This window comes from Lysinibacillus sp. FSL H8-0500 (assembly GCF_038051955.1).
GTDB classification, from domain to species: domain Bacteria; phylum Bacillota; class Bacilli; order Bacillales_A; family Planococcaceae; genus Lysinibacillus; species Lysinibacillus macroides.
The window spans coordinates 2,526,405-2,545,714 of record NZ_CP150292.1; the positions used below are offsets into that span (position 1 = coordinate 2,526,405).

The window sequence follows — 19,310 nt, forward strand, 5'->3', positions numbered from 1 at the left end:
AAATAAAAATAAAAAAACACATATTCGCCCCTCCAAAGGGACGAGTATGTGTTGTTTACCCGTGGTTCCACCCAAATTCCCACTAGTTTATGTGCTAGTGGCTCATTGATTTTGCTGTAACGTCGCAAAAAACGGTGCAAGTTTCCAAGCACGGCTCCAAGGTAGTAAGATGGGATCACAACATTAGGAAGCTTGCAGCAATTGCCTCCCTCTCTGAAAATGGTTGATCAAATCTCTTGTCCTTTTCATTGCCCATTTCATTTTTGCATGAAATTGTTAATTACTATAACGAATACTGGATTTTTTGTCAAACACTGAATTTAAAAAAATATCGAGTGACCGACAAATGACCACCACATACCTACCCTGCTCAATTCGCATATTTTTGTTATCTACTAATGATTTTTCACTTCTAAAGTCTCTCTCTTTAATTGCCATTGCATATGAATCTTTGGCTTCGCATCTCGTCTAAAAATCTTCTCACTTTCTTTTCGTGTAAAAGAATAATACCCATCTTTGGTTAACTGTGCATCATCCAATGTTTGAGATTCTTTTGTCCCTTCCAGCGTGATTTGTAAAGGCCCCAAATCATCGTGATCGCCTAGATAAAACAAGCGTAGGCCCTCCTTGGCATTGCTATGGTACACCGCTTTCCAATGCTCACTTTTGGCAATGTAATGCACCTCTTGCTGGGGATTTTGACAGGCTGCTAGCAACATCAACATTAGTATTGGAAAAATCCATTTTTTCATTAGACATTCCCCCTAACCTTGAATGGTTACTTCGAAGCCTGTTGATCGTTCTTCAAAGACATCTTTATATTCAGTAAAAATAAAGTCAAGCCCTTCTATATGATCTGGCAATGGTGGTGTCACAATAAATGTATGACATTCATGTCCTTCTGAGCCTTTTATACCTTTGTTACGACATTTGTAATGGTCACTGATAAACAATCCAAAATGACGATGCTTTAATTTTTCACGAATATCCTGCACAGGCACTTGCTGGGCATCCCAATCGACCAATAATTGCACAACACTCGCATTGTGATATTGGCGAATAACGGCAACTGTATAAAGCCGTTTATTTATTTCCACTGACTGTAAAACAGGAAGATAGCGACGAAAGCCCGTTGGTTCTACAAGTGGTTGATAGTATTTTTCTGATCTTAGCCAGCTAAAAATCATAGCTAAAAATGCTTCCTCAAAGCCATATTGTTGTGCCCATTCCTTGATGGTTTCAGCGGAAGGAAGGCTTGGCTTATGATTGATTAGCTCTTTACGTTGCTGTAAAAGTGCACAAATTTGCTCATCTATTGCGTGTGGCTTGTCCGTTGCTAAATGTTCATTCATGTCTATTCTCCTCCATCCTATAAGCCTTTTCTCTGTTATACGTTATTTCCCCTATTTGGTTCCATAAACGGCCTAAATTCACTGATTAGGATGCAAAAGAGACATGTTTGAAGAATTTCTTCTACCTATTGATCACTGTGTAGCTCAGCTGTTAATGTAAATGGTAAATTTAAATATTCATATTGAATGGTGATTTTCTTTATATCAGGTGCTATTACTTGGATCGCATAATGCTGCGGCTTGCCAATAGCTTGTGGGTCTATGTATTGTCGCGGTAGCATCGCCACCTGTGTTAATTTATGCAAGGACATCTCGCTACTTTCCTCTAGCTTAGTGTCTACCTCAAAGGGCTCAGACTTACTAATCACAAGCCCTACATGCTCAGGAAGCTTATCATTAACAAGCAACTGTTTTAGCTTAATCTCACGCAAGCCTTGATTATCCAGCGTAATCAAGGTGACCGCTGTATTGTCCTGCATTTTCATATAGCTTTGCATGACAAGCGGTGGATTACTTTTTAAATAAACAATAAATATAGCTCCGACTACGACTACACTTAATAATAATGCAAATAATATTTTTTTCATGTGAACCTCCTCTTTTTCAGTATAACAAAAAAACAACCTGACTTAAGGCAAGACAAGCTGTTTTTGTAAACGTATTTCATCTTATATGGGGTACCGACTTACCGATTGAATTGGCAGTATTATCAAAGCTAAACTCCTTACATAGAAAGATGGAAAACATTCGCGATAGCCTTTTGAATACCTAAAAATACTGCCCATGAAAGTATCCCTAAACCAATGGCGAAAACGAGATGCAGTGAGGATTTCATGGCGATATAAATAACAAACAGCATACACATCGTTGCTGGTAAGCCCACCATAACCCCTACTGTAAAACGCTGAATATGCTCGCTCGGTTCACTTTGCACCGTTAGCCAAATAATACTTAAAATACTTACCAAGGGCAGGGCTGCAATAATGCCCCCATAGGTTGGAAATCTACGCGCTATCTCTGTCACAATACCAATAATCGCTGCGGAGCTTAAAATTTTAACAAATGTATACATTACTTTGCCACCTCACTTAAACGTCGAAATGCCTGTAGGATGGCCTGTTGCTCTTGCTCTGTTAAGCGATTCAGTGCATCCTGTAGCTTCGCATCATCCAATTCTGCATTCTTCTTTAGCACCTGTAGCCCCTCTTGTGTTAAATGAAGAAGTACCTTGCGCTGGTCCTCAGCAGCGCGCTCCTTCTGCACCCAACCATGTCGCCCTAGCTTTTTAACATGCTCAGATGCGGTATTATGGGAAATATAGAGGAACTCCGCAATATCGCGCACCGTTACCTCCTCTTCCTTTTGAATCATCTGTAAAATACGTACGCTTTGATGGGAAATCACATCTTCATGTGTTGTATGTAGGTGATAGTATATCGTTGTAAAATAACTATTAATCTCATTAATCATTGCTTTATCTCCTTTAATATATCGTCATAAGCGATTATATCGTAATTTACGATATATTTAAAGGGCATATTTTTAGGTAACTAAAAGAACCTACTCATTAAAGTTTTTTTAGAGTAGGTTCATTAATTTATCATAAAAAAGGCTGATTATAGCATTAGTTAAATTTTTTCGAGCTGATACTTTGTGTATTTTGCTTGCTAAAATTAATTCTTTAATCAGTTTCTATTGTATTTAAAAATCACTGTTACAGTTTTTATGCAAATACAACTTCCTCTAAATCTTCATTAATATTTTGTAACGGTGCACGTTTAAAGGTAAATTCGAATGTATCGTCGCTTTTGATGACATGATTTATTTCATCATACATATCATAATGACTAATACCAGATAATTTAGCCCAGCCTTTTGAACGAGTCAATCCTACAAACAGTTGATTGCGCAATTGTATATTTCCTTCATTACTAGCCACTAAATCTGCACCTACCACATAAACCATATGCGCTTCATTTCCTTTAGCACGTGGGACAAGTGAAATGGTCACAGCCCCCTCTTCCCAAAATTGATCCAGCTTTTTATCCCTCCAAAAAGTGTTCGTCGTATTTTTACCACTTTCAGCAGGTATATAAATATCAATTTGATGTTGCATTAATACTTTTGCGACTTCTTTTTGAAGAACGGATGCTTCCCAAGCTTCGCCTAGTACAATGACTAAAATATTTTTTGAAGCTTTTAAATGGTCTTTTTGTAAATTATTTTTAATTTCTGTTGCAAGAGCTTGAAGTTCTTCATTTCTTGATATATAAGTTTTAAATTCTAATACTGGATTATTCCAAACTTTTGGAACAAGGTTAGGAGAGTTTTTACTAGGGCGTTGTAACACTATTTTTTCTCCTTGACGAAAGTTCCCTTCTAATACTTCATAACCAATATTTTTCCAGTCATCTTTATTTGTAATACCTCGCAACATACCCTCTGGGCGTAATAGACCCATACCGATAGCATGTGCAGCTGTTAGAATAGGTCCCGGCGTACGATAGCAGCGATGCATAATTTCACTTTTTCTAATACCACCTTTATGTATACCTGAAACAAACTGCTTAAACTCAGGAGCATTCCCAAAGAGCTCACGAGCTGTTGGAACAACTAAATTATCCAGACTCTGACTTTCGTCATATGCCCAAATAAGTCTACGATTAGTAGGATCTGTTTTATCAACTGGACGTAATACTTGATATGCAAACCAATAGAATGGTTGTTTATCTTCAAACTTATAGGCATCGCTTACCATGAAATCTTGACCTTCGTCAATTAAAACTGCATCAAATAAAGGTATAACTTCTGGCACATTTTTTAAAAACTGTGTACATATATATCCTAAGGAATCTCCCGTTCCTCTGATTCCCTGATCTTTAGCATCGTTTAAAGTTAGTTTTCTTTCACCGTGAGCTTCGCAAATATAGCTATAGAACCCTTGTCTACTTTTTCCTCCCCACGAATGAAGAATTTTTAATTTTTTTCCTACTTCTTCGTTATAACATACATCACCATTACTAAAATGTCTTAACCATTTATCTACTTGACTCACAACCTCTTCGTATAAACTCCTTGAGTAGAAGACAAGTGCAATATCCCAATCTGGATGTTTTAAATACATATGCGCTGCTTTTTGACAAAGTAGAACGGATTTACCAGATCCTGCAATTCCACGAATACGTTGTGGTCCAGACGGAATAGTTTTCCCAATATTTTCTTGTTGGATATCCATTTCAGAAAGTTTTTCAATAAGTGAATTCACAACTCCCAAACGAGTGGTAATATCACTTTGTGCTTCAGTGATTTCTTTTCTATAAATTGGTGAGCCACTTAAAATAGATAATATCATTTTCCAACGCTCATCATTAATTTCTTCACCTTTTTGAATATTAATAGTATTTTCTATTTTTGCTAGAAGTGTGGCGCGCCCTAAATCATTATTAAAAATAATAGGAGGCACACTAGGAAGACGGTCAAAGCCATGGGAAATCCATTCTTCTTCAGAGATGTTAGGCAGTGCAATTAAAACTTTACCACTAATTTTCCTACGAATCGCTGCTTCACGATCAAAGATACCGAGCAGAGAAAATAATTGATTTTCTGCTTGTTGATAAGGATTTCCTGTATGTTCATAGAAATCTTTATATTCCCATAGGTGACCATTAACTGCTACAAGTTGATGAATGGTTATTGATTTTACCTCAATAATTATAATTCCATTATCTTTATCGGCAATCAAGATATCAGGCTCTTTACGTGTTTGACCAACATTTGTGAATAAAGGATAGCGCCAATAAGCTAGACATTTATCCGTCCTTTCTTTATCACGATAAGCTTGTTTAATCGAATCCCAAACTTTTTTTTCACCAGATTCTCCTGGTTTTCCTAAATACTCCGTTTCAACAAATGGCAATATCATCAGACCTTTCACATAAAATTCAGAAAATAAATCAGTATTATAATACTATATAATTACTTTTATTACAAATTAACTAAAATAATAGGACCTATTTATTAAAATAAATATTAATATTTGTTATTTTAAGGGATTGAAATTTATAAAAAATTAGCAATTTAGGATTCAAGGTCCTTAAATTTATTATGTATCTATCTGTCAGATATATTTTTTAATGTCTTATTTCCATACAGCATCGCTTTTTTCATGTTAATATATCTATAGGTATCTATGAGAAGTGGGTTATCTTCCTACTCAAAATGCATATATACCAATCGTTTTCTTTTAAGGAGGAATCAATTTGAACGCATTTTTTAGAAATGCTTACACTAGAACTCCCTCTTTCGGTCAAAGAGGTCTTGTGTAAGTTACACAACTAATAGTGATTGAATGATCTCTTTAGGCCATATGCATGAAAAGCCTATACTACAGGAGAGATTTCAAATGGACAAACAAACAATTCAGCCATTTTTAACGGTGGCTAACTATCATTTACTTGAGCAGCAACTAAATAAAATTCTACATGCCCTAATAACCACGAAGGATAAAAATGTTATCCTTGCAGTACGCGGTCTTGTGGATAGTGAAATTACAGCTAAATTAGCGCTTTCATCAGCAGAAACAAAATTGATTGAACAGCTATTTAGCGTGATTGATCGCCCACAAGGCGAGGCGTTTTTAGCGCAGATTAAGCCCTACGTTATTCCGTTCAAGCCTCTTACAGTTAGCACGCTAAAAAGCTTGTTTAAAAAAGAGAAAAAGCTCAAACTACCAAAGCTGGAGGAACTCGATTTCTCTCAAATTTGCTATTTAGCTTGGGATGACCCTGGCACACATCGAAAATACGTGGTACTTGAGCAGGAGGGGCAGTTTAAAGCCATTAAAGGCATATTCTCCAACAATACAATTCGTGGTATTTGTGCTGTTTGTAATCGCCATTCAGATGTGGGGCTCTTTACCACTTCCGTTAAAGGGCAAGCTGTGGGAACTTATACCAACCACAGCAATTACATTTGTGCCGATAGCCAAACGTGCAATGGACATGTCACAGATATGGATAAAACCCTAGCATTTTTCGAACGAATTACCCAAAAATAATAAATGAAAAAGGCAGAGACGAAAGTAACGTTTCTGCCTTTTATTAGCTAATGAAAGTCCACGATTGCTTCTGCATAGCTTGACTGAAAACAACCTCTCCTCTTCACACCTAGTACGTCTAAATTCTCAAGAACAAAATTTCTTTCCCAGGTGATAATGGTGACCAAATTTTTATTTACCTTTTTAATAACGCCTAGAAAAATTGCCTTGCAATAAAAATATCTAGTCGACATGGTGATCTTCAATGATTAACATTTCTTTTCCTGTTAGCGCATCGATCAAAAAATCTACTATAGCCTGAGTGAACAATAAACCAATAGCTTCTAGCATAATGAGCGTCAATACCTCATATCTTATCCGTCCATACTACAAGATAATTTACTAACACGCTAAGAAAGAACACTATTTTAGGTTAGAGGCAATCGCTCATGGAAGTTTTATTTAAAAGCATTCAATAAGGCCCTGTAGGTAATAAAAAAATAGATTGGTCATAAAATATTAACGAATCATATATTTTTATAATTTAGTGGATACCAAAATATAAAAAAGGGGAATAGCGATGAGCATTGAATTTATTACACTAGCACCAACATTATTTCATGTGTTTAAAGCAGGAGAGCCCCATCCAAAAAAAGCAAAGCGCATTATTTATGGACAAGCTACATCAGATGCAAATGGCATAGCTACGTTTTATTTTACAGATAATGCATTGGCTACTGGCAATACACTATTATCAACAATCGACTATGCAGTAGCCAGCGTCTTTTCTACAAATTCATCAATAAATTCAAGACCGAGAGTGCAAATGAGAGAGAAGAACATTACTGCAAAATACGTCTCTGCTAACGTTACAAATATTAGTGGTGTAACATTATTAGGCATTAGTGTTTTAGGTTCAGAAAATCCTGTCAGTGGAGTCATTGTTGATTTTATGATATTAGGCAGTTTTGATACCTGAACGTAAGTCAAGCATGTTAAATTCCATAGAGTAGTTAGTTATTGAATTTTGTCGTATATTTCATTTAGACATGCCCAAAGATGAAAGTATAATATCACCCACCTTATTTTTTTAATACCATTTCGCGATTATTAGCGACACCCACTACCTCAGAACTAGCGTTCTACTATTACTTTAATGCAAAGAATGAAAAACTATGGATGTACCGCCATAATGGCTAATAAACGAAGAGCAGCAACACTACACGGTGAAACAGAACATGAGCCCAATGGTTTGATATGTGATTTGAGACAAGAAAAAGGAAATGTTATTATAGGTTATTTTCATAATAAAAAGCCACATCATATATAGATGGGACTTAAATCGAACTATTCATTAAAAATAATAAATGTATGACAGCAAGGATGCCCATTGGATAAATAATGGATCTTGAAAACGTATTTTTAAACCCGTTACGAGGATGTCGTTCAAAAAGCAAATGCAGGATTGCATGAATGATAAAGAATAAATCAAGGACCCAGAAAGTTATCGATTGATATTGGCTAAAAAGTAAGGAAAGTATGAATACGTAAAGAAAAAGGTGAATAAATGTGAAAACTTTATAAGCCTTTGCATCTTCCATATCTTTAAGTATAATAAACAATTGCCACTCAGAGCGCCTTATTGCGTCCATTTCGTGCAAAAGAAATAAAGAAAGATTAAATAAAAAAAGTACCAGTAATAAATCAGGCATCTAAAACCTCCTACATCTTTATATACTCAATATTACTATAAAGTTAGTTTCAAAATATCAAGTAAACCTACCAAAATATGTCGATATAAAGTCACAATGAAAGTGAGTGAAGTTCACTTACTTTTCGCTAATTTGCCTTTTATAGCAATTAGGTGAGGAAAACCTTACCGCACCACCCTACCTTCGAATTACACGATCAATTGCTTAAGCTAAATTCATTTGAAGAAAGTGAAAACAGATAAAAAACGGGTACATTTTGGGGTACAGGTTTTCCCCACCCTTTTTGCTTGATTCCCTTCATAAAAACCGTTTTTTCGTAAACTGCTAAAAACCCTATTATATCAGCATTTTCGGACAAAAAAACACTCGCATGTTCAACAAGTGTTTTTGGTCTTTTATGACAACCACTTCGGTGGTGTGTTTTTGTTCCAGTAAATATCGCCTAGATTGTGGTGTGCCATAAAATTGTCCTCGGCACTATGGTAGTGGAAATTATAATAGTAGCCTTCTAAAGGTCTTTTTTCTGTACGCACATGGAAGCGAATGACATCTGTGCCTGTTGCATTATTGATCACATTAAAAATTTTTTCGCCATAATGACCGCTTGGCTTTTCAGAGATCGTTAAGGAGGCTAGTGATTGCTCGTCCAAGCTAGCCACTGTCATTGCAATCGCTTCCTCGATTTTTGGGAAGATAATGCTGTCAAATTCATTGCTAATTTTCGGACCAATTTTTGTGCCAAACTTTATGTATGATTGCTCTTTTGCGGCATCAATCAGCGTAGCACTATAATCAACCGCTTCTTCCTGTACTTGAGTCTGCTCATCCCAGCTATTCTCTGTTTCTGCTGCAACAGCCGTGCCTATCCCTGGTGTAGAGTCAATCGAGGCGCGGTTAGAGGAGCCTTGATCAAATGCATCCCAAATTTCATGTGTCGGCGTAATTAAACCAAATGTTAAAAACGCCACCATGATGACAATACTTTTTTTCACCCACGTTTTCATTTATTCACACCTACTCTTTTATGTACAAATTGGTAATTCTCCTTATTATTATATACGTTATCGCCATTAAAAGGTTTCATATTTCTACAATTCATTGTACAATATTTATGAAGAATGTGTCGTTTTTTAAAGGAGGTACAAAGTATGAGTATCGCAATGGGTATTGGTCTTTTATTAATGTTAGGTTACTTATCATCTCTATGCTTCACGGACTAATTTAGTCACAATGCATACTGAACACAAATCTTGTATATAACGCCGTGTTATCAAGGTTTTAGCTATTTTTCTGAATTTCATTTAATGCAATATGATGTAAAATAATGCTTTAAATTGGGGCTGATTGAGGCTTTGTTATGGGGCTGCTCTGGGGCTAATTAGGGCAAAAAAAATATGCGGCGTGTGTACAGGAGTGTGTGAATATGAGTAGGATTGGGGTTAACACCCCAATCCTTTTATTTATCTTGGAACTCATAAGTTTTTCTTTTTTATGGGTGGTTTTTATTTGATTTTTGTATGACATGCAATTAATGTGCTAAAATCAAAAGTGATTCTTAAGAATCAATTAATTAGTAATAAAGAAATTCCATTTTGTATAGTTAGTAGCATTCTAAGTATAATCAATACTTAAAAGTAGTAAAGCGAAAATAAATTTTGAACTAGGTGATTTTATAAATGGATAATAAAGCACTAATTGTCGGTAATGGATTTAGCATTAATTTTGATCGCTCCTTTGCAAATATTTATGGGGCCCTTAATAAAGGAAAAAATACTTTATTAAAGTTAGGTGAGTTTGATATCTCTTTAGGGGCTAAACCAAATACAAAAAAAGCATTAAAAACCAACTATTCAAGTGTATTAAACTTTGTACGTTATATGAATCAATCTAAATTAGAAAAAATATTTATAGATGCTCTTGAATTTGCAGAATTTATAATAAATACGCCTAAAATTTCTGAAATGTTATTAGAAAGTAAATATATACATAAATCAAAAACTGCTCCCAACATGGTCGAGATTACTGGAAAAATTGCGAAAGTAGGCAAAGAAAAAGGGATATATTATGTAAATATTGAAAACTGGCCTGTTTTATTTTGGATTTACAACTTAGTTGATAGAACACCGGAATTTATAGAATTTAATAAGTACCCCAATCTTTTTATTACTTTAATGAAGTTAGGTGAAACGTTAGTACTTTTTGATCCAAACACACCCGGTTCTGTAATGCCAAGAACACGTTCTAACGGTTTTGCAATATTTTATAGATTGTTAATGATATCTATTGTATTTAATGAAGGAAAGTCTGTAGATATAGATAAACTTGAAAATATCAACAATATCAATAAAGAAGCATTAAAAACTTGGCTGAATGATCATAGATTATTATTCAGTTTAAACTATGACTTAATTTTAGAAACTGTTTCACAAAGGGAAACATTGCATTTACATGGAAGGTTTTCTGAAATTAAAGAAGGCGATATATTTTATTATTCATATGCTTTGTCAAACAATATAAAGAAATATTATACAAATGACATTTTATTAGGGGATTATACAACTACTAAAGTGGTAGATGGATTTGTTCATGAGTTAGTGATGAACAAACAAGCGTTTGCCCAGCAGATGAAGGATCCAGGTAAAATTTTAGAAGAAAATTTGAAATCAGAGTTTATCAATCACATTGTATTTTTTGGTGTTCATCCAGAAAATGATTATCACATTTTAAGTAGCATATATTATTATTTCCATTCAAATAAAATAGAATCTCCTAAAATTACTTACTTTTTCTATGATGACGATGCAAAAGAGACTTTCAAATCAACATGGGAACACATTCTTGAGAAGATTTATAGTAAATCATTGAATTATGCTAATTCTATTGAAATTAATTACCTTGATTCAAAGGATTTACTTAAGAACAATTTTTTTTGTTGAAGGATATATTGGAATGGTAACACTTTTGGACAACTTTTTTAAAGGTTCCTTTAAAGCATAAGGGACGGACAGGTTGCTTGACATGGAGCCTCTATAGGCATGATTCATTGCGCCAAGAATCCAGCTAAATAGGGCTGGCTTAGCCAAACGAGGCTATCAAGCCCATTGCTCCATATAAAGCTCTTCTTCGTTGAAGGGCTTAGTAATTGCACCTTACCCTCTATAAAACTGTCCAACTAAGTGTAGCCTATCCAAACTTTCTACGTATTCGGGAAGACTTAATTATGAATTGGAGTTTCAAAAAATAGCTCTATTTCATTTTGGGTATGATTAATTTTACTTTGATGTTAGTCTAAATTATGGACACAGTGAATTGGGCGTTTATAAAGTATAATAATCTTAACAATTTACTGGAGTGTCTAAGATGACAAAACGAAAAAGTTATGACAAAGAATTTAAATTAGAGGCCGTACAATTAGTTGAAAGTGGCAAGAGGGTTGCGGAGGTTGCACGTGAGCTGGATCTTGCAGAACAAACATTACACAATTGGGTAAAGAAATTTAGTAAAGATGGGGAAGCTGCATTTGTCGGTAGTGGGAACTTAAAAACCGAAGACAAGGAAAATAAAGATTTACAAAAAAAGAATACGTGACCTAGAAGAGGAAAACGCCATCTTAAAAAAGACGATGAGCATCTTTGCGAAAGACCAGAAGTAATTTACAACTTTATTCAACAGCACCGACACGATTTCCGTGTGGCAAAGATGTGCGAAGTATTAGGTGTTTCAAGAAGTGAATTTTGCACATAAAAGAACATTGGAAAATAAGAAAAAATTAAAGCAGTAGCGTCTAATTACACTACTGCTTAAGAATTGGTCGCCCTTTTATGGACTCAGTAATGAATTATATCATAAGGGACCTATAACAACTAATTTTGAACATTCAACACTACAATTTGTAAATAAGTCTTTTTTATACCTCATTTACTTGTATGCGAATGGTCATCCCTTCTCCGACCTTCGTATCTAGCATGAATTTCCCGTTAAACGACTGAACGCGCTCCTGCATACCACGAATGCCCATCGAGTCAGCATGTCTAATATCATCCATATTACAGCCTATACCATCATCTGTATAAAGAATTTCAAAGCCTTCCTCCGTGCTAAGTAAATGCACTTCAACTGTATTAGCATAGGCATGTTTGAGTGCATTGTTTAATAGCTCCTGGAACAGTCGATAAATCATTAAATTTAAACGTTCATCCTCTAAATATAGGCGATCTATCGTATAGATTAACAGAAAATCAACACGCTTATGAATTTTTTGAATTAGTTTTTTAAGTGCTGCATTTAAGCCTAGTGTGTCCAGTAAGGGGGGCTTTAAGCTTTCACAATATCCCCTTAAATCATTTAAGGAAATCACCATCTGTTCATGCACCTTTTCAAGCTGTGACGGGATCATTTCTACGTCCTTCCAATGTACCAGCGCATCCATTTCTCTAGCGATATGAAGCTGTTCCTGTAAAATCGTATCATGCAGTTCTTGGGCCAATTGATATTTTTCTTCCTCAAAACGTAGCCATAGTAATTTATTGAGCCACGATAGTTCCTGATTATCAGATGCTTTTCTATCCTTGAGCTGCTGTAAAAGATCCTCTATCATTTTGGTGTTTTCAATAAAATTATTTAAGTATAACAGTAATAATTCAAGCCAGAGCAATTCCTCATCTTTCAGGTAAATGGCTTGACGATGGTCGATGACAAGAATGCGTTTAAAGTGAGCATCCTGCTGGATAAAGGCAAGGTAAAAATAATCTGTTTTTTGAATATCCCCTAAGCTTAATCGTTCCAGCAATGCCTCATCAATGTGCTCCATATATTCCTTGGATGGATTGTTCAAGATAACCTGATGAGTGTGAAAATCGTAGGTAAGCACAGAAACATGTTCTACCTCAAGCTGTAGCGCCACTTCCTGAGCAAATCGTGCCAACAAATCTTCAATTTTCACCACTCTACCAATACTATCGATAGTAGTATGCAGATGATGAATATAGTCATCTTTGGTAGAGAATAGAATCTTGCGCTTATGATAATCCAGCCGCTCCTTTATATAAAACAGTGCCATTAACGAAAGAAAGGTAAAAAGGAAAATCTCTGTGAGGCGGGCCAACGATAGACCCGTTAAAAAATAGAGCCCTAGTAAAAGCCAAAGCGTAAAGATAAAAGAAAAATTAAAATAATAACGCAGCCTCGAAATATAATACTCCATATCAAAGATACGTTCAGTAAGCTGTGTGAAAATAAAGCTAAGCGGGATGAACATAAAAAATAAGGAGCAAATTTCAGCAGAAAGAATTTCTTTATGAAAGAAAATCTTTGGCACTACAAATAACAAAAGAAATGGTAAAAAGGGAATAATAATACTTAATAAAAAAATTTTTAATTGAGGCGTTTTATATCGAATATAGCCAATCCCTAAAATACCAAGAACAACAATCAGTAAAATTAAAAATAAACCTAAAGTAATTTGTGAAAATAAAGGATTTGTAAATGGGTAAACAATACTTACTATACTAAAAATCAGTATAATCAGCGGTATTGTATATAATAGTTTAATTTTCTTAATAAATGACCATTTTAAATTTAAAAATATAAAGTAATTTCTTAGAAAATGAATCAGTATTACAAGACATAAGAGCATGCTACTTCGATTGACAATAGTGCCAATACTATTTAGTCTACCAGATGCACCAATACTAACATAAGCTAACGCTATGGTAAGTATAAACAAGATAAGTAAATTTATTAAACTGGAGTTTTTTTGTTTCTTATACAGAAAGAATGAAAGAATTAGGCTTAATAAATAGTAACTTCCAGGTAGAATTAATATATAAAATAAATGTTCAGGAATATCGAAGGGTGTAATATGAATCTGAATAATTTCCCCATTTCCCTTTAATAAAGTTAATTCTTTAGCGACTCTAATAACAGGATCATATGTGAGACTAGTTAATTCATTCATACTTTCTCCATCAACATTTAAGACAACATCACCAAAAGTAATTCCCTGTTCTTCTATTGATTGTTTATAATATAGATCAATTATTACCCATTGTTCGTTCTCTTTTTTTAATTTAATTCCTAAGAAAGGTGTGCTATAAGTAACATAAAGTAAATAAACCCCTATCATTAAATATGTACTTATAGCAAGCCAAGAATATTTATTTTTTAAAAAATTAGTACCAGAAATATTCATATTCTATTGATACATTCTTATCAAACGACTCCAAAATTGCCCGTTGTTCTAGTTCTGTCATACCAATTAGAGAAGCTTTTTTTTCTTTTAACAATGTCACTAATGCTGGATTTTGCTCTAAATATTGAATCATGTTAATCATAAAATCTCCCCAATCTCCTAGTTTTTTTATAGTCACAACTATTAGCTACTAAATCTCTACAATAAAGGAGTTATTAACCATATTTGAAACTATATTTTTATTATACTATCCCTTCCTCATAATTCAACATTATTTTTCTGAAAATTCCCAAAAACTTTAAAATTCACCCTATTTCTTCAGATAAATAGCTGCGACCTTTATTTTTTTAATTTTCTGTTGGGTTAATCGCTCAAAAACCTTTTCCCCAAAATAAAAATCATTATTTTGCCAATTTTTGATGGTATCTTAGTAAGCATCGAAAATTTTTGTTATTTCATGTTTTGCTCATACGGGTAAACAATTTCACAAAAAATAGCTGTTGGAATCGGCACCCCTCTTCCTATACAGACAATTGCAAATAGAGATTATAGTACAAACAATGTCTACCCACCTTTACTCTATCCAGTTATTGATATTACACAAATTTTCTTTTTAAAAAATAATGATTTACAGCTCTAAAATACCTCTTACGTTGTTAGAAAGTTTTTTAAGATTATTCTATTATATTGATCTTATTGTCGGATAATCTGTATATCTTATTGTGTATCGAGATAATAAAATCACTTAATTTTCACCATAAAAAGTTAGAGTCTTCTTACGTAACGAATGCGAAAATCAGCGACCCGTGAAGGAGTCACAAAAGTGGTTTGCTGTATAATCCTCGTCATTCAATACGACACCAGAGGGATTCCCCTTCTCTGGAATGGTACTAAACACATCAATATGCTCTATACTTACCTTTCCCTACTTCCTGCCTTCTCCTTCAGTCTTCATCCTTAAACCCAACTATTATCCGTTATCGATTGATCTATCCGCTGTAAATGGAGCAATTCTATCCCCTATTTCAGGCGCTATTTTAGCTATTCAAAAAACTTATCTTTTTATAAATACTCTTTATTGAATAGACATATTGCCAATCACCTTTCCATCTTAATTCATAAAATAGTAATGAAAGCAAGATCTATTTTTTAAACATCATTCTCTGTAACAAATGCCTATGACTTTCGGGGTCAAAAATATATTGGAAAGAGAGGTGAGAAAAATAATGAAAAAAATGGACCTCCAAAAGTTGTCTTGTAACAGTTGCTGTGAAAATAATCGGGTTGTTTGGTCTCGTATAAGGGCTATTGACATAGGTGCTATTCAACCTCCCCCAGTCGTTCCTCCTGCTGGAACGATTATTCCTATCATAAATCGATATTTCTATATTGTTACAGAGGCAATTAATTTAACAAACGGAGCAACCCTTCCCGCTAATTTATTTACCGATGATAATGGCGCTCCCATAACTGAATTTACGCTTTTTCGTCCTAATGGCTACGTCAATCTTTATATCAATGCCGTTATGCAGGAGGGTGGCGCCTATAACGTAACCCCAGATTCCTTAAACCTTAATCCATTTAATGCCACTATTTTTGCTGGAACGCCGATTATTATAGAATCATTGGGCTTCCAATAAACATTTCTGCTCTTGAAAGGAGGTGAAAAAATGGCGCTTTCAATTATTAATATTCATGTAAATGTTACTGGCTCTTCGACTAGATTCTTTAATGTTTTAGCAGCAAATTTAGCTGTCACAGACGGAACTACTATTGCTGCAACTGCCTTTTTAGATGATAGTGGAAATGCGGCAACTGCTTTCCCTGTAGTAACGAATGGCTACTATAATTTCTATATTAATGGTGTCTTACAAGAAGGTGATTTATATACAATCTCTGCAACGGAGTTAACATTTAATGATATTACTGGTACACTCACAGCAGGAACTCCATTAGTGATAGAAGCAGTAGAATTAGTCACACAAATTTAATGCTGACATACAAAACCATCACTTTTAGCTGATTTCTCCTATTTTGGGACTTAGGGTCACTTTTTTCAGAGTGACCCTTTCTCGTTTCTAGTTAATGATTTACATAAAATCACATTTTTCAAACTGTTGTTTAATACTCTTTGCAAACTACATCGCGTCAAAGTATATCTTCATTTAGAAAAAAGCAACTTAATAATAAACATACTATGACACCAATTTTTTTCAACATAATCATTCCTTTTTATACAACTAATACTGTAAAGCAATATTTATTTCCATCTAATTCTTAATTTTCAATTTTAAATACACTAGAGATCCTCTCATCTATCAAAGAATAATAAATAAAAATTTTGGTGGACTAATAAAAATTAGAGTTGGGCTATTTTATTTTAAAATTCGTGTAAATGATGATATACAAAAATCCACTAGCGTCGCATTAAAATAGACAATGCGACGCTAGTGGATTTATCTATATATATCTATCAGATTCAATAAATACATTTCTACCTCAGTAATCGCAAACATCACTTCTTTGTGAAATTGATCTTCAGTAAAGGATTCTAAGTATTTATTTACTTCTACAAAAATTTTTTCATAGGATTGTAAAAATCCATCGATTTTTTGATCACCAGGTGTTACAGATAAATAAATTGTTTTGAATAAATTAAAATCACTATAGGCATTATTAAAAAAATAGAGTGCTAATATTTTATCGTTATTCGCATACGATTTCACAAAAGATAGGTTTTGTTTTAACTTATTCAACGCATGTATGAGATTTGAAGTTTGTTTGAGCATATTTGCCGTATTACTATACATCTGATTATCACCTCCATCTTAATAATAAGCAGATCAACCATAAATTGAAACAAGTTTCTACAAATTTCCTCTCAAAAGTAAGCAGCCATGAATCAAAGGTTTAGTCTTTATTCCAATCCACTTTATATAAAGCTGGAATCCATTGAAAGTCATTATGTATGCTCTATCTATATGAATGTCCTACTTCCGATCATGCTTCAACGCTCTAAGCTGCCATTTTTTCGCAAGCTAGCATCCTACGTTTTCGGGTTCTAGGCATTCCTTAAAATTTTTACACTAACCAATTCATAAAGTTTGGTAGGTATATTCCCCACCAAACTTATTTCGTTAGACCCTTATGCTATTAGTTTAAATATTTACCTTGCTTTGGCAGCGCGATTTGTTCAAAATGATCGACAAGCTTCTTCAGATCTCTCGTAAGTTCTTCACCTTTTACTGGTAAGCCATGACCCGTGATCGCAGTAGACGGCTGTAATGCAGCTAATTTCTCAATAGATTGTCGAGCAGCTTGCCAATTCGTTGTTAAATATTGAGGTGGACCACTAATTTCCTTTGTCTGGGTAAAAACTTTATAAAGAGATTCTTGTTTAACCGTCACAAATGCATCTCCTGCAATCAATGTTCTATCTTTCTCACGAAACAATGAAATATGACCTGGTGAATGCCCTGGGGTGTGTATCCAGCGAAAATCTGACATATATGGAATACACCCATCCGAAGGGATTTCTTTGATGTACTCACCTAAATTAATAGCCTCATTTGGAAACATAGGTGACATTTTTGCCACCATGCCAGCACTTACTGTAGGGTCAGGTTCTGGATAGCTTTGTTGTCCAGTTAAATAGGGCATTTCCAAAGCATGGGCATAGACAGGGACATGCCAATGCTCAATTAATTCAATAATGCCTCCAACATGATCAAAATGACCGTGAGTTAGAATGATTGCTTTCGGTCGCGAATTAGGTCCAAAACGGCCTTCAGCTACTGAAATGATTTCCTCTGCACTTTTTGGCATCCCTGCATCAATCAGCACAAATTCTTTCGTGCCTGGATCACCATAAAGCACAATGTTTACAATTTGAATCGTGTATTGATATAAATCAGGCAATACCTCTATACCTACACCACTCCCAACAGAAGTAGCCGGAATAAATTTATAATCCTCACCATAATTCAAATCCGTGTCCATCTTACACCTTCTTTCCTCCATAAATTCAAGTCTACTCTTTAACGATGTCGCTAAAGCTATAATCCCTTATATTATGAAAACACCACAATCTAAAGATTGCGGCACGATGAACTGCTAATTATTTTTCTTCATTATTAAATTGTTGCTCTTTCCTTTTGTTTTTTTCCTCTGTTGCCTCTAGTTCTTCAGGGCTAAATTCCATCGCTACTTCCTCTTGCTCTAATTCATTCCTTTTCTTTTCTTTCGTCAAAACACTCACCTCCAATATACCTTAAAGTGTCCTGATGACCAAGATCTATACGTTTAACTTTTTAGTATAAATAGACGATTAACAGCCATTATAACAGTACGTAGTGTCTCACTACTTAAAGAGCTACAGAGATTTCATTCTCTGTGGCTTCTTTTATTATCGCTATCTTAACTATTTTAGATAAAAGTGAATTTTCCTTCTTTTTTCAACCATACTAACATGGCTTTCATGGCGAAAAATAAGAAAAGGATGTGTATGAATGGGTATTCTTGGTGGAAATCCAAAAGATGAACCGTTGCATTATGGTGAGGTATTTAGTGTTTGGTCGAGTTTAATTGCAGACTATGGCATGATTTCTGGCTATCAAACGTTTTATAATCATGCTGGTGATGAAGATCTTAAAAAAATTATTGAAGATATCATCGAAACATGCAGGGAAGAAGTAAAGCAATTAGAAAAAATTCTAAAAACAAACGGGATTGCACTACCTCCTGCATCACCTGAAAGACCTGTAGCAAGACTTGAAGATATTCCTCCAGGTGCTAAGTTTAATGATCCAGAAATAAGCGCTGCCCTTACTGCTGACGTAGCAGCTGGGTTAGTTGCATGTAGCCAAGCTATGGGTACTTCTACTCGTGAAGATATCGCCTTAATGTATGGGCAATTCCATATGGCAAAGGCTCAACTTGGTGCTAAGCTTTTACGTTTGAATAAAAATAAGGGCTGGCTTGTACCACCACCATTACATGTTAATTATCCTGAAAAATAAAGG

General features: G+C 34.5%; 20 protein-coding genes. 7 read left to right on the top strand and 13 right to left on the bottom strand.

What is annotated here, in order from left to right; translation table 11 throughout:
- Positions 1-395 precede the first annotated feature (395 nt).
- The 6 genes from MHB44_RS12055 to MHB44_RS12080 all read right to left on the bottom strand — a co-directional run bounded on the left by MHB44_RS12055 (position 396) and on the right by MHB44_RS12080 (position 5,274).
- Positions 396-752: a hypothetical protein gene (locus tag MHB44_RS12055; protein ID WP_341299345.1), complete on the bottom strand. Its 357-nt coding sequence runs from the start codon at positions 750-752 to the stop codon at positions 396-398.
- Positions 753-764: 12 nt separating this feature from the next.
- Entirely contained in the window at positions 765-1,352 is a 588-nt protein-coding gene (locus MHB44_RS12060; RefSeq protein ID WP_341299346.1) for a hypothetical protein, read from the bottom strand.
- A 125-nt stretch (positions 1,353-1,477) separates the two neighbouring features.
- Positions 1,478-1,939, bottom strand: a complete 462-nt coding sequence (locus MHB44_RS12065) for a hypothetical protein (protein ID WP_341299347.1) — start codon at positions 1,937-1,939, stop codon at positions 1,478-1,480.
- Positions 1,940-2,076: 137 nt separating this feature from the next.
- On the bottom strand, positions 2,077-2,424 hold the full coding sequence (locus MHB44_RS12070; protein ID WP_341299348.1) for a DUF3147 family protein: 348 nt from the start codon (positions 2,422-2,424) through the stop codon (positions 2,077-2,079).
- Complete coding sequence (locus MHB44_RS12075; protein ID WP_341299349.1) at positions 2,424-2,822, bottom strand: MarR family transcriptional regulator; 399 nt, start codon at positions 2,820-2,822, stop codon at positions 2,424-2,426. Before MHB44_RS12075 ends, MHB44_RS12070 begins: the two co-directional genes overlap by 1 nt.
- A 253-nt stretch (positions 2,823-3,075) precedes the next feature.
- Positions 3,076-5,274, bottom strand: coding sequence for an NERD domain-containing protein (locus tag MHB44_RS12080; protein WP_341299350.1), 2,199 nt, complete (start codon positions 5,272-5,274; stop codon positions 3,076-3,078).
- A 480-nt stretch (positions 5,275-5,754) separates the two neighbouring features.
- Here MHB44_RS12080 and MHB44_RS12085 point away from each other — a divergent pair, with 480 nt between their 5' ends.
- Positions 5,755-6,408, top strand: coding sequence for a FusB/FusC family EF-G-binding protein (locus MHB44_RS12085; RefSeq protein WP_341299351.1), 654 nt, complete (start codon positions 5,755-5,757; stop codon positions 6,406-6,408).
- 559 nt (positions 6,409-6,967) lie between these two features.
- The gene (locus MHB44_RS12090) at positions 6,968-7,366 is read left to right on the top strand and encodes a hypothetical protein (protein WP_341299352.1); all 399 of its coding nucleotides are present in this window, start codon (positions 6,968-6,970) and stop codon (positions 7,364-7,366) included.
- Between the two features lie 358 nt (positions 7,367-7,724).
- Here MHB44_RS12090 and MHB44_RS12095 read toward each other — a convergent pair whose 3' ends face one another.
- Both MHB44_RS12095 and MHB44_RS12100 read right to left on the bottom strand, forming a co-directional pair.
- Positions 7,725-8,099, bottom strand: a complete 375-nt coding sequence (locus MHB44_RS12095; protein ID WP_341299353.1) for a DUF6713 family protein — start codon at positions 8,097-8,099, stop codon at positions 7,725-7,727.
- 395 nt (positions 8,100-8,494) lie between these two features.
- Positions 8,495-9,103, bottom strand: a complete 609-nt coding sequence (locus MHB44_RS12100; protein ID WP_341299354.1) for a YpjP family protein — start codon at positions 9,101-9,103, stop codon at positions 8,495-8,497.
- A 672-nt stretch (positions 9,104-9,775) separates the two neighbouring features.
- On the opposite strand from MHB44_RS12100, the gene MHB44_RS12105 reads away from it, so the two are divergent.
- Positions 9,776-11,035 (top strand): hypothetical protein, encoded by a 1,260-nt coding sequence (locus MHB44_RS12105; RefSeq protein WP_341299355.1) that lies wholly within the window; start codon positions 9,776-9,778, stop codon positions 11,033-11,035.
- 424 nt (positions 11,036-11,459) lie between these two features.
- The gene (locus MHB44_RS12110; protein WP_341299356.1) at positions 11,460-11,687 is read left to right on the top strand and encodes a transposase; all 228 of its coding nucleotides are present in this window, start codon (positions 11,460-11,462) and stop codon (positions 11,685-11,687) included.
- A 319-nt stretch (positions 11,688-12,006) separates the two neighbouring features.
- On the opposite strand, the gene MHB44_RS12115 is transcribed toward MHB44_RS12110, so the two are convergent.
- The gene (locus MHB44_RS12115; RefSeq protein WP_341299357.1) at positions 12,007-14,289 is read right to left on the bottom strand and encodes an ATP-binding protein; all 2,283 of its coding nucleotides are present in this window, start codon (positions 14,287-14,289) and stop codon (positions 12,007-12,009) included.
- The gene (gene comX, locus MHB44_RS12120; RefSeq protein WP_341299358.1) at positions 14,270-14,431 is read right to left on the bottom strand and encodes a competence pheromone ComX; all 162 of its coding nucleotides are present in this window, start codon (positions 14,429-14,431) and stop codon (positions 14,270-14,272) included. The genes MHB44_RS12115 and comX overlap by 20 nt, the downstream gene beginning before the upstream one ends.
- Before the next feature lie 1,084 nt (positions 14,432-15,515).
- Here comX and MHB44_RS12125 point away from each other — a divergent pair.
- Both MHB44_RS12125 and MHB44_RS12130 read left to right on the top strand, forming a co-directional pair.
- Entirely contained in the window at positions 15,516-15,929 is a 414-nt protein-coding gene (locus MHB44_RS12125; RefSeq protein ID WP_341299359.1) for a DUF4183 domain-containing protein, read from the top strand.
- A 30-nt stretch (positions 15,930-15,959) separates the two neighbouring features.
- Positions 15,960-16,280, top strand: coding sequence for a DUF4183 domain-containing protein (locus MHB44_RS12130; RefSeq protein WP_341299360.1), 321 nt, complete (start codon positions 15,960-15,962; stop codon positions 16,278-16,280).
- Positions 16,281-16,745: 465 nt separating this feature from the next.
- Here the strand turns inward: MHB44_RS12130 and MHB44_RS12135 are convergent, their stop codons facing one another.
- From MHB44_RS12135 to MHB44_RS12145, 3 genes are all read right to left on the bottom strand, one after another.
- Positions 16,746-17,099 carry a hypothetical protein gene (locus tag MHB44_RS12135; protein WP_341299361.1) on the bottom strand — a complete coding sequence of 118 codons (354 nt, stop codon included), beginning with the start codon at positions 17,097-17,099 and terminating at the stop codon, positions 16,746-16,748.
- A 343-nt stretch (positions 17,100-17,442) separates the two neighbouring features.
- Positions 17,443-18,288 carry an MBL fold metallo-hydrolase gene (locus MHB44_RS12140; RefSeq protein ID WP_341299362.1) on the bottom strand — a complete coding sequence of 282 codons (846 nt, stop codon included), beginning with the start codon at positions 18,286-18,288 and terminating at the stop codon, positions 17,443-17,445.
- A 118-nt stretch (positions 18,289-18,406) separates the two neighbouring features.
- A complete protein-coding gene (locus MHB44_RS12145) occupies positions 18,407-18,538 on the bottom strand; it encodes a hypothetical protein (RefSeq protein WP_341299363.1) in 132 nt (43 codons plus the stop codon).
- A 259-nt stretch (positions 18,539-18,797) separates the two neighbouring features.
- On the opposite strand from MHB44_RS12145, the gene MHB44_RS12150 reads away from it, so the two are divergent.
- Positions 18,798-19,307, top strand: a complete 510-nt coding sequence (locus tag MHB44_RS12150) for a DUF3231 family protein (RefSeq protein WP_341299364.1) — start codon at positions 18,798-18,800, stop codon at positions 19,305-19,307.
- Positions 19,308-19,310: the final 3 nt, after the last annotated feature.

Coding starts and splice junctions, on each gene's coding strand:
- MHB44_RS12055 (WP_341299345.1), bottom strand. CDS start 752: ATGAAAAAATGGATTTTTCCAATACTAATGTTGATGTTGCTAGCAGCC.
- MHB44_RS12060 (WP_341299346.1), bottom strand. CDS start 1,352: ATGAATGAACATTTAGCAACGGACAAGCCACACGCAATAGATGAGCAA.
- MHB44_RS12065 (WP_341299347.1), bottom strand. CDS start 1,939: ATGAAAAAAATATTATTTGCATTATTATTAAGTGTAGTCGTAGTCGGA.
- MHB44_RS12070 (WP_341299348.1), bottom strand. CDS start 2,424: ATGTATACATTTGTTAAAATTTTAAGCTCCGCAGCGATTATTGGTATT.
- MHB44_RS12075 (WP_341299349.1), bottom strand. CDS start 2,822: ATGATTAATGAGATTAATAGTTATTTTACAACGATATACTATCACCTA.
- MHB44_RS12080 (WP_341299350.1), bottom strand. CDS start 5,274: ATGATATTGCCATTTGTTGAAACGGAGTATTTAGGAAAACCAGGAGAA.
- MHB44_RS12085 (WP_341299351.1), top strand. CDS start 5,755: ATGGACAAACAAACAATTCAGCCATTTTTAACGGTGGCTAACTATCAT.
- MHB44_RS12090 (WP_341299352.1), top strand. CDS start 6,968: ATGAGCATTGAATTTATTACACTAGCACCAACATTATTTCATGTGTTT.
- MHB44_RS12095 (WP_341299353.1), bottom strand. CDS start 8,099: ATGCCTGATTTATTACTGGTACTTTTTTTATTTAATCTTTCTTTATTT.
- MHB44_RS12100 (WP_341299354.1), bottom strand. CDS start 9,103: ATGAAAACGTGGGTGAAAAAAAGTATTGTCATCATGGTGGCGTTTTTA.
- MHB44_RS12105 (WP_341299355.1), top strand. CDS start 9,776: ATGGATAATAAAGCACTAATTGTCGGTAATGGATTTAGCATTAATTTT.
- MHB44_RS12110 (WP_341299356.1), top strand. CDS start 11,460: ATGACAAAACGAAAAAGTTATGACAAAGAATTTAAATTAGAGGCCGTA.
- MHB44_RS12115 (WP_341299357.1), bottom strand. CDS start 14,289: ATGAATATTTCTGGTACTAATTTTTTAAAAAATAAATATTCTTGGCTT.
- comX (WP_341299358.1), bottom strand. CDS start 14,431: ATGATTAACATGATTCAATATTTAGAGCAAAATCCAGCATTAGTGACA.
- MHB44_RS12125 (WP_341299359.1), top strand. CDS start 15,516: ATGAAAAAAATGGACCTCCAAAAGTTGTCTTGTAACAGTTGCTGTGAA.
- MHB44_RS12130 (WP_341299360.1), top strand. CDS start 15,960: ATGGCGCTTTCAATTATTAATATTCATGTAAATGTTACTGGCTCTTCG.
- MHB44_RS12135 (WP_341299361.1), bottom strand. CDS start 17,099: ATGTATAGTAATACGGCAAATATGCTCAAACAAACTTCAAATCTCATA.
- MHB44_RS12140 (WP_341299362.1), bottom strand. CDS start 18,288: ATGGACACGGATTTGAATTATGGTGAGGATTATAAATTTATTCCGGCT.
- MHB44_RS12150 (WP_341299364.1), top strand. CDS start 18,798: ATGGGTATTCTTGGTGGAAATCCAAAAGATGAACCGTTGCATTATGGT.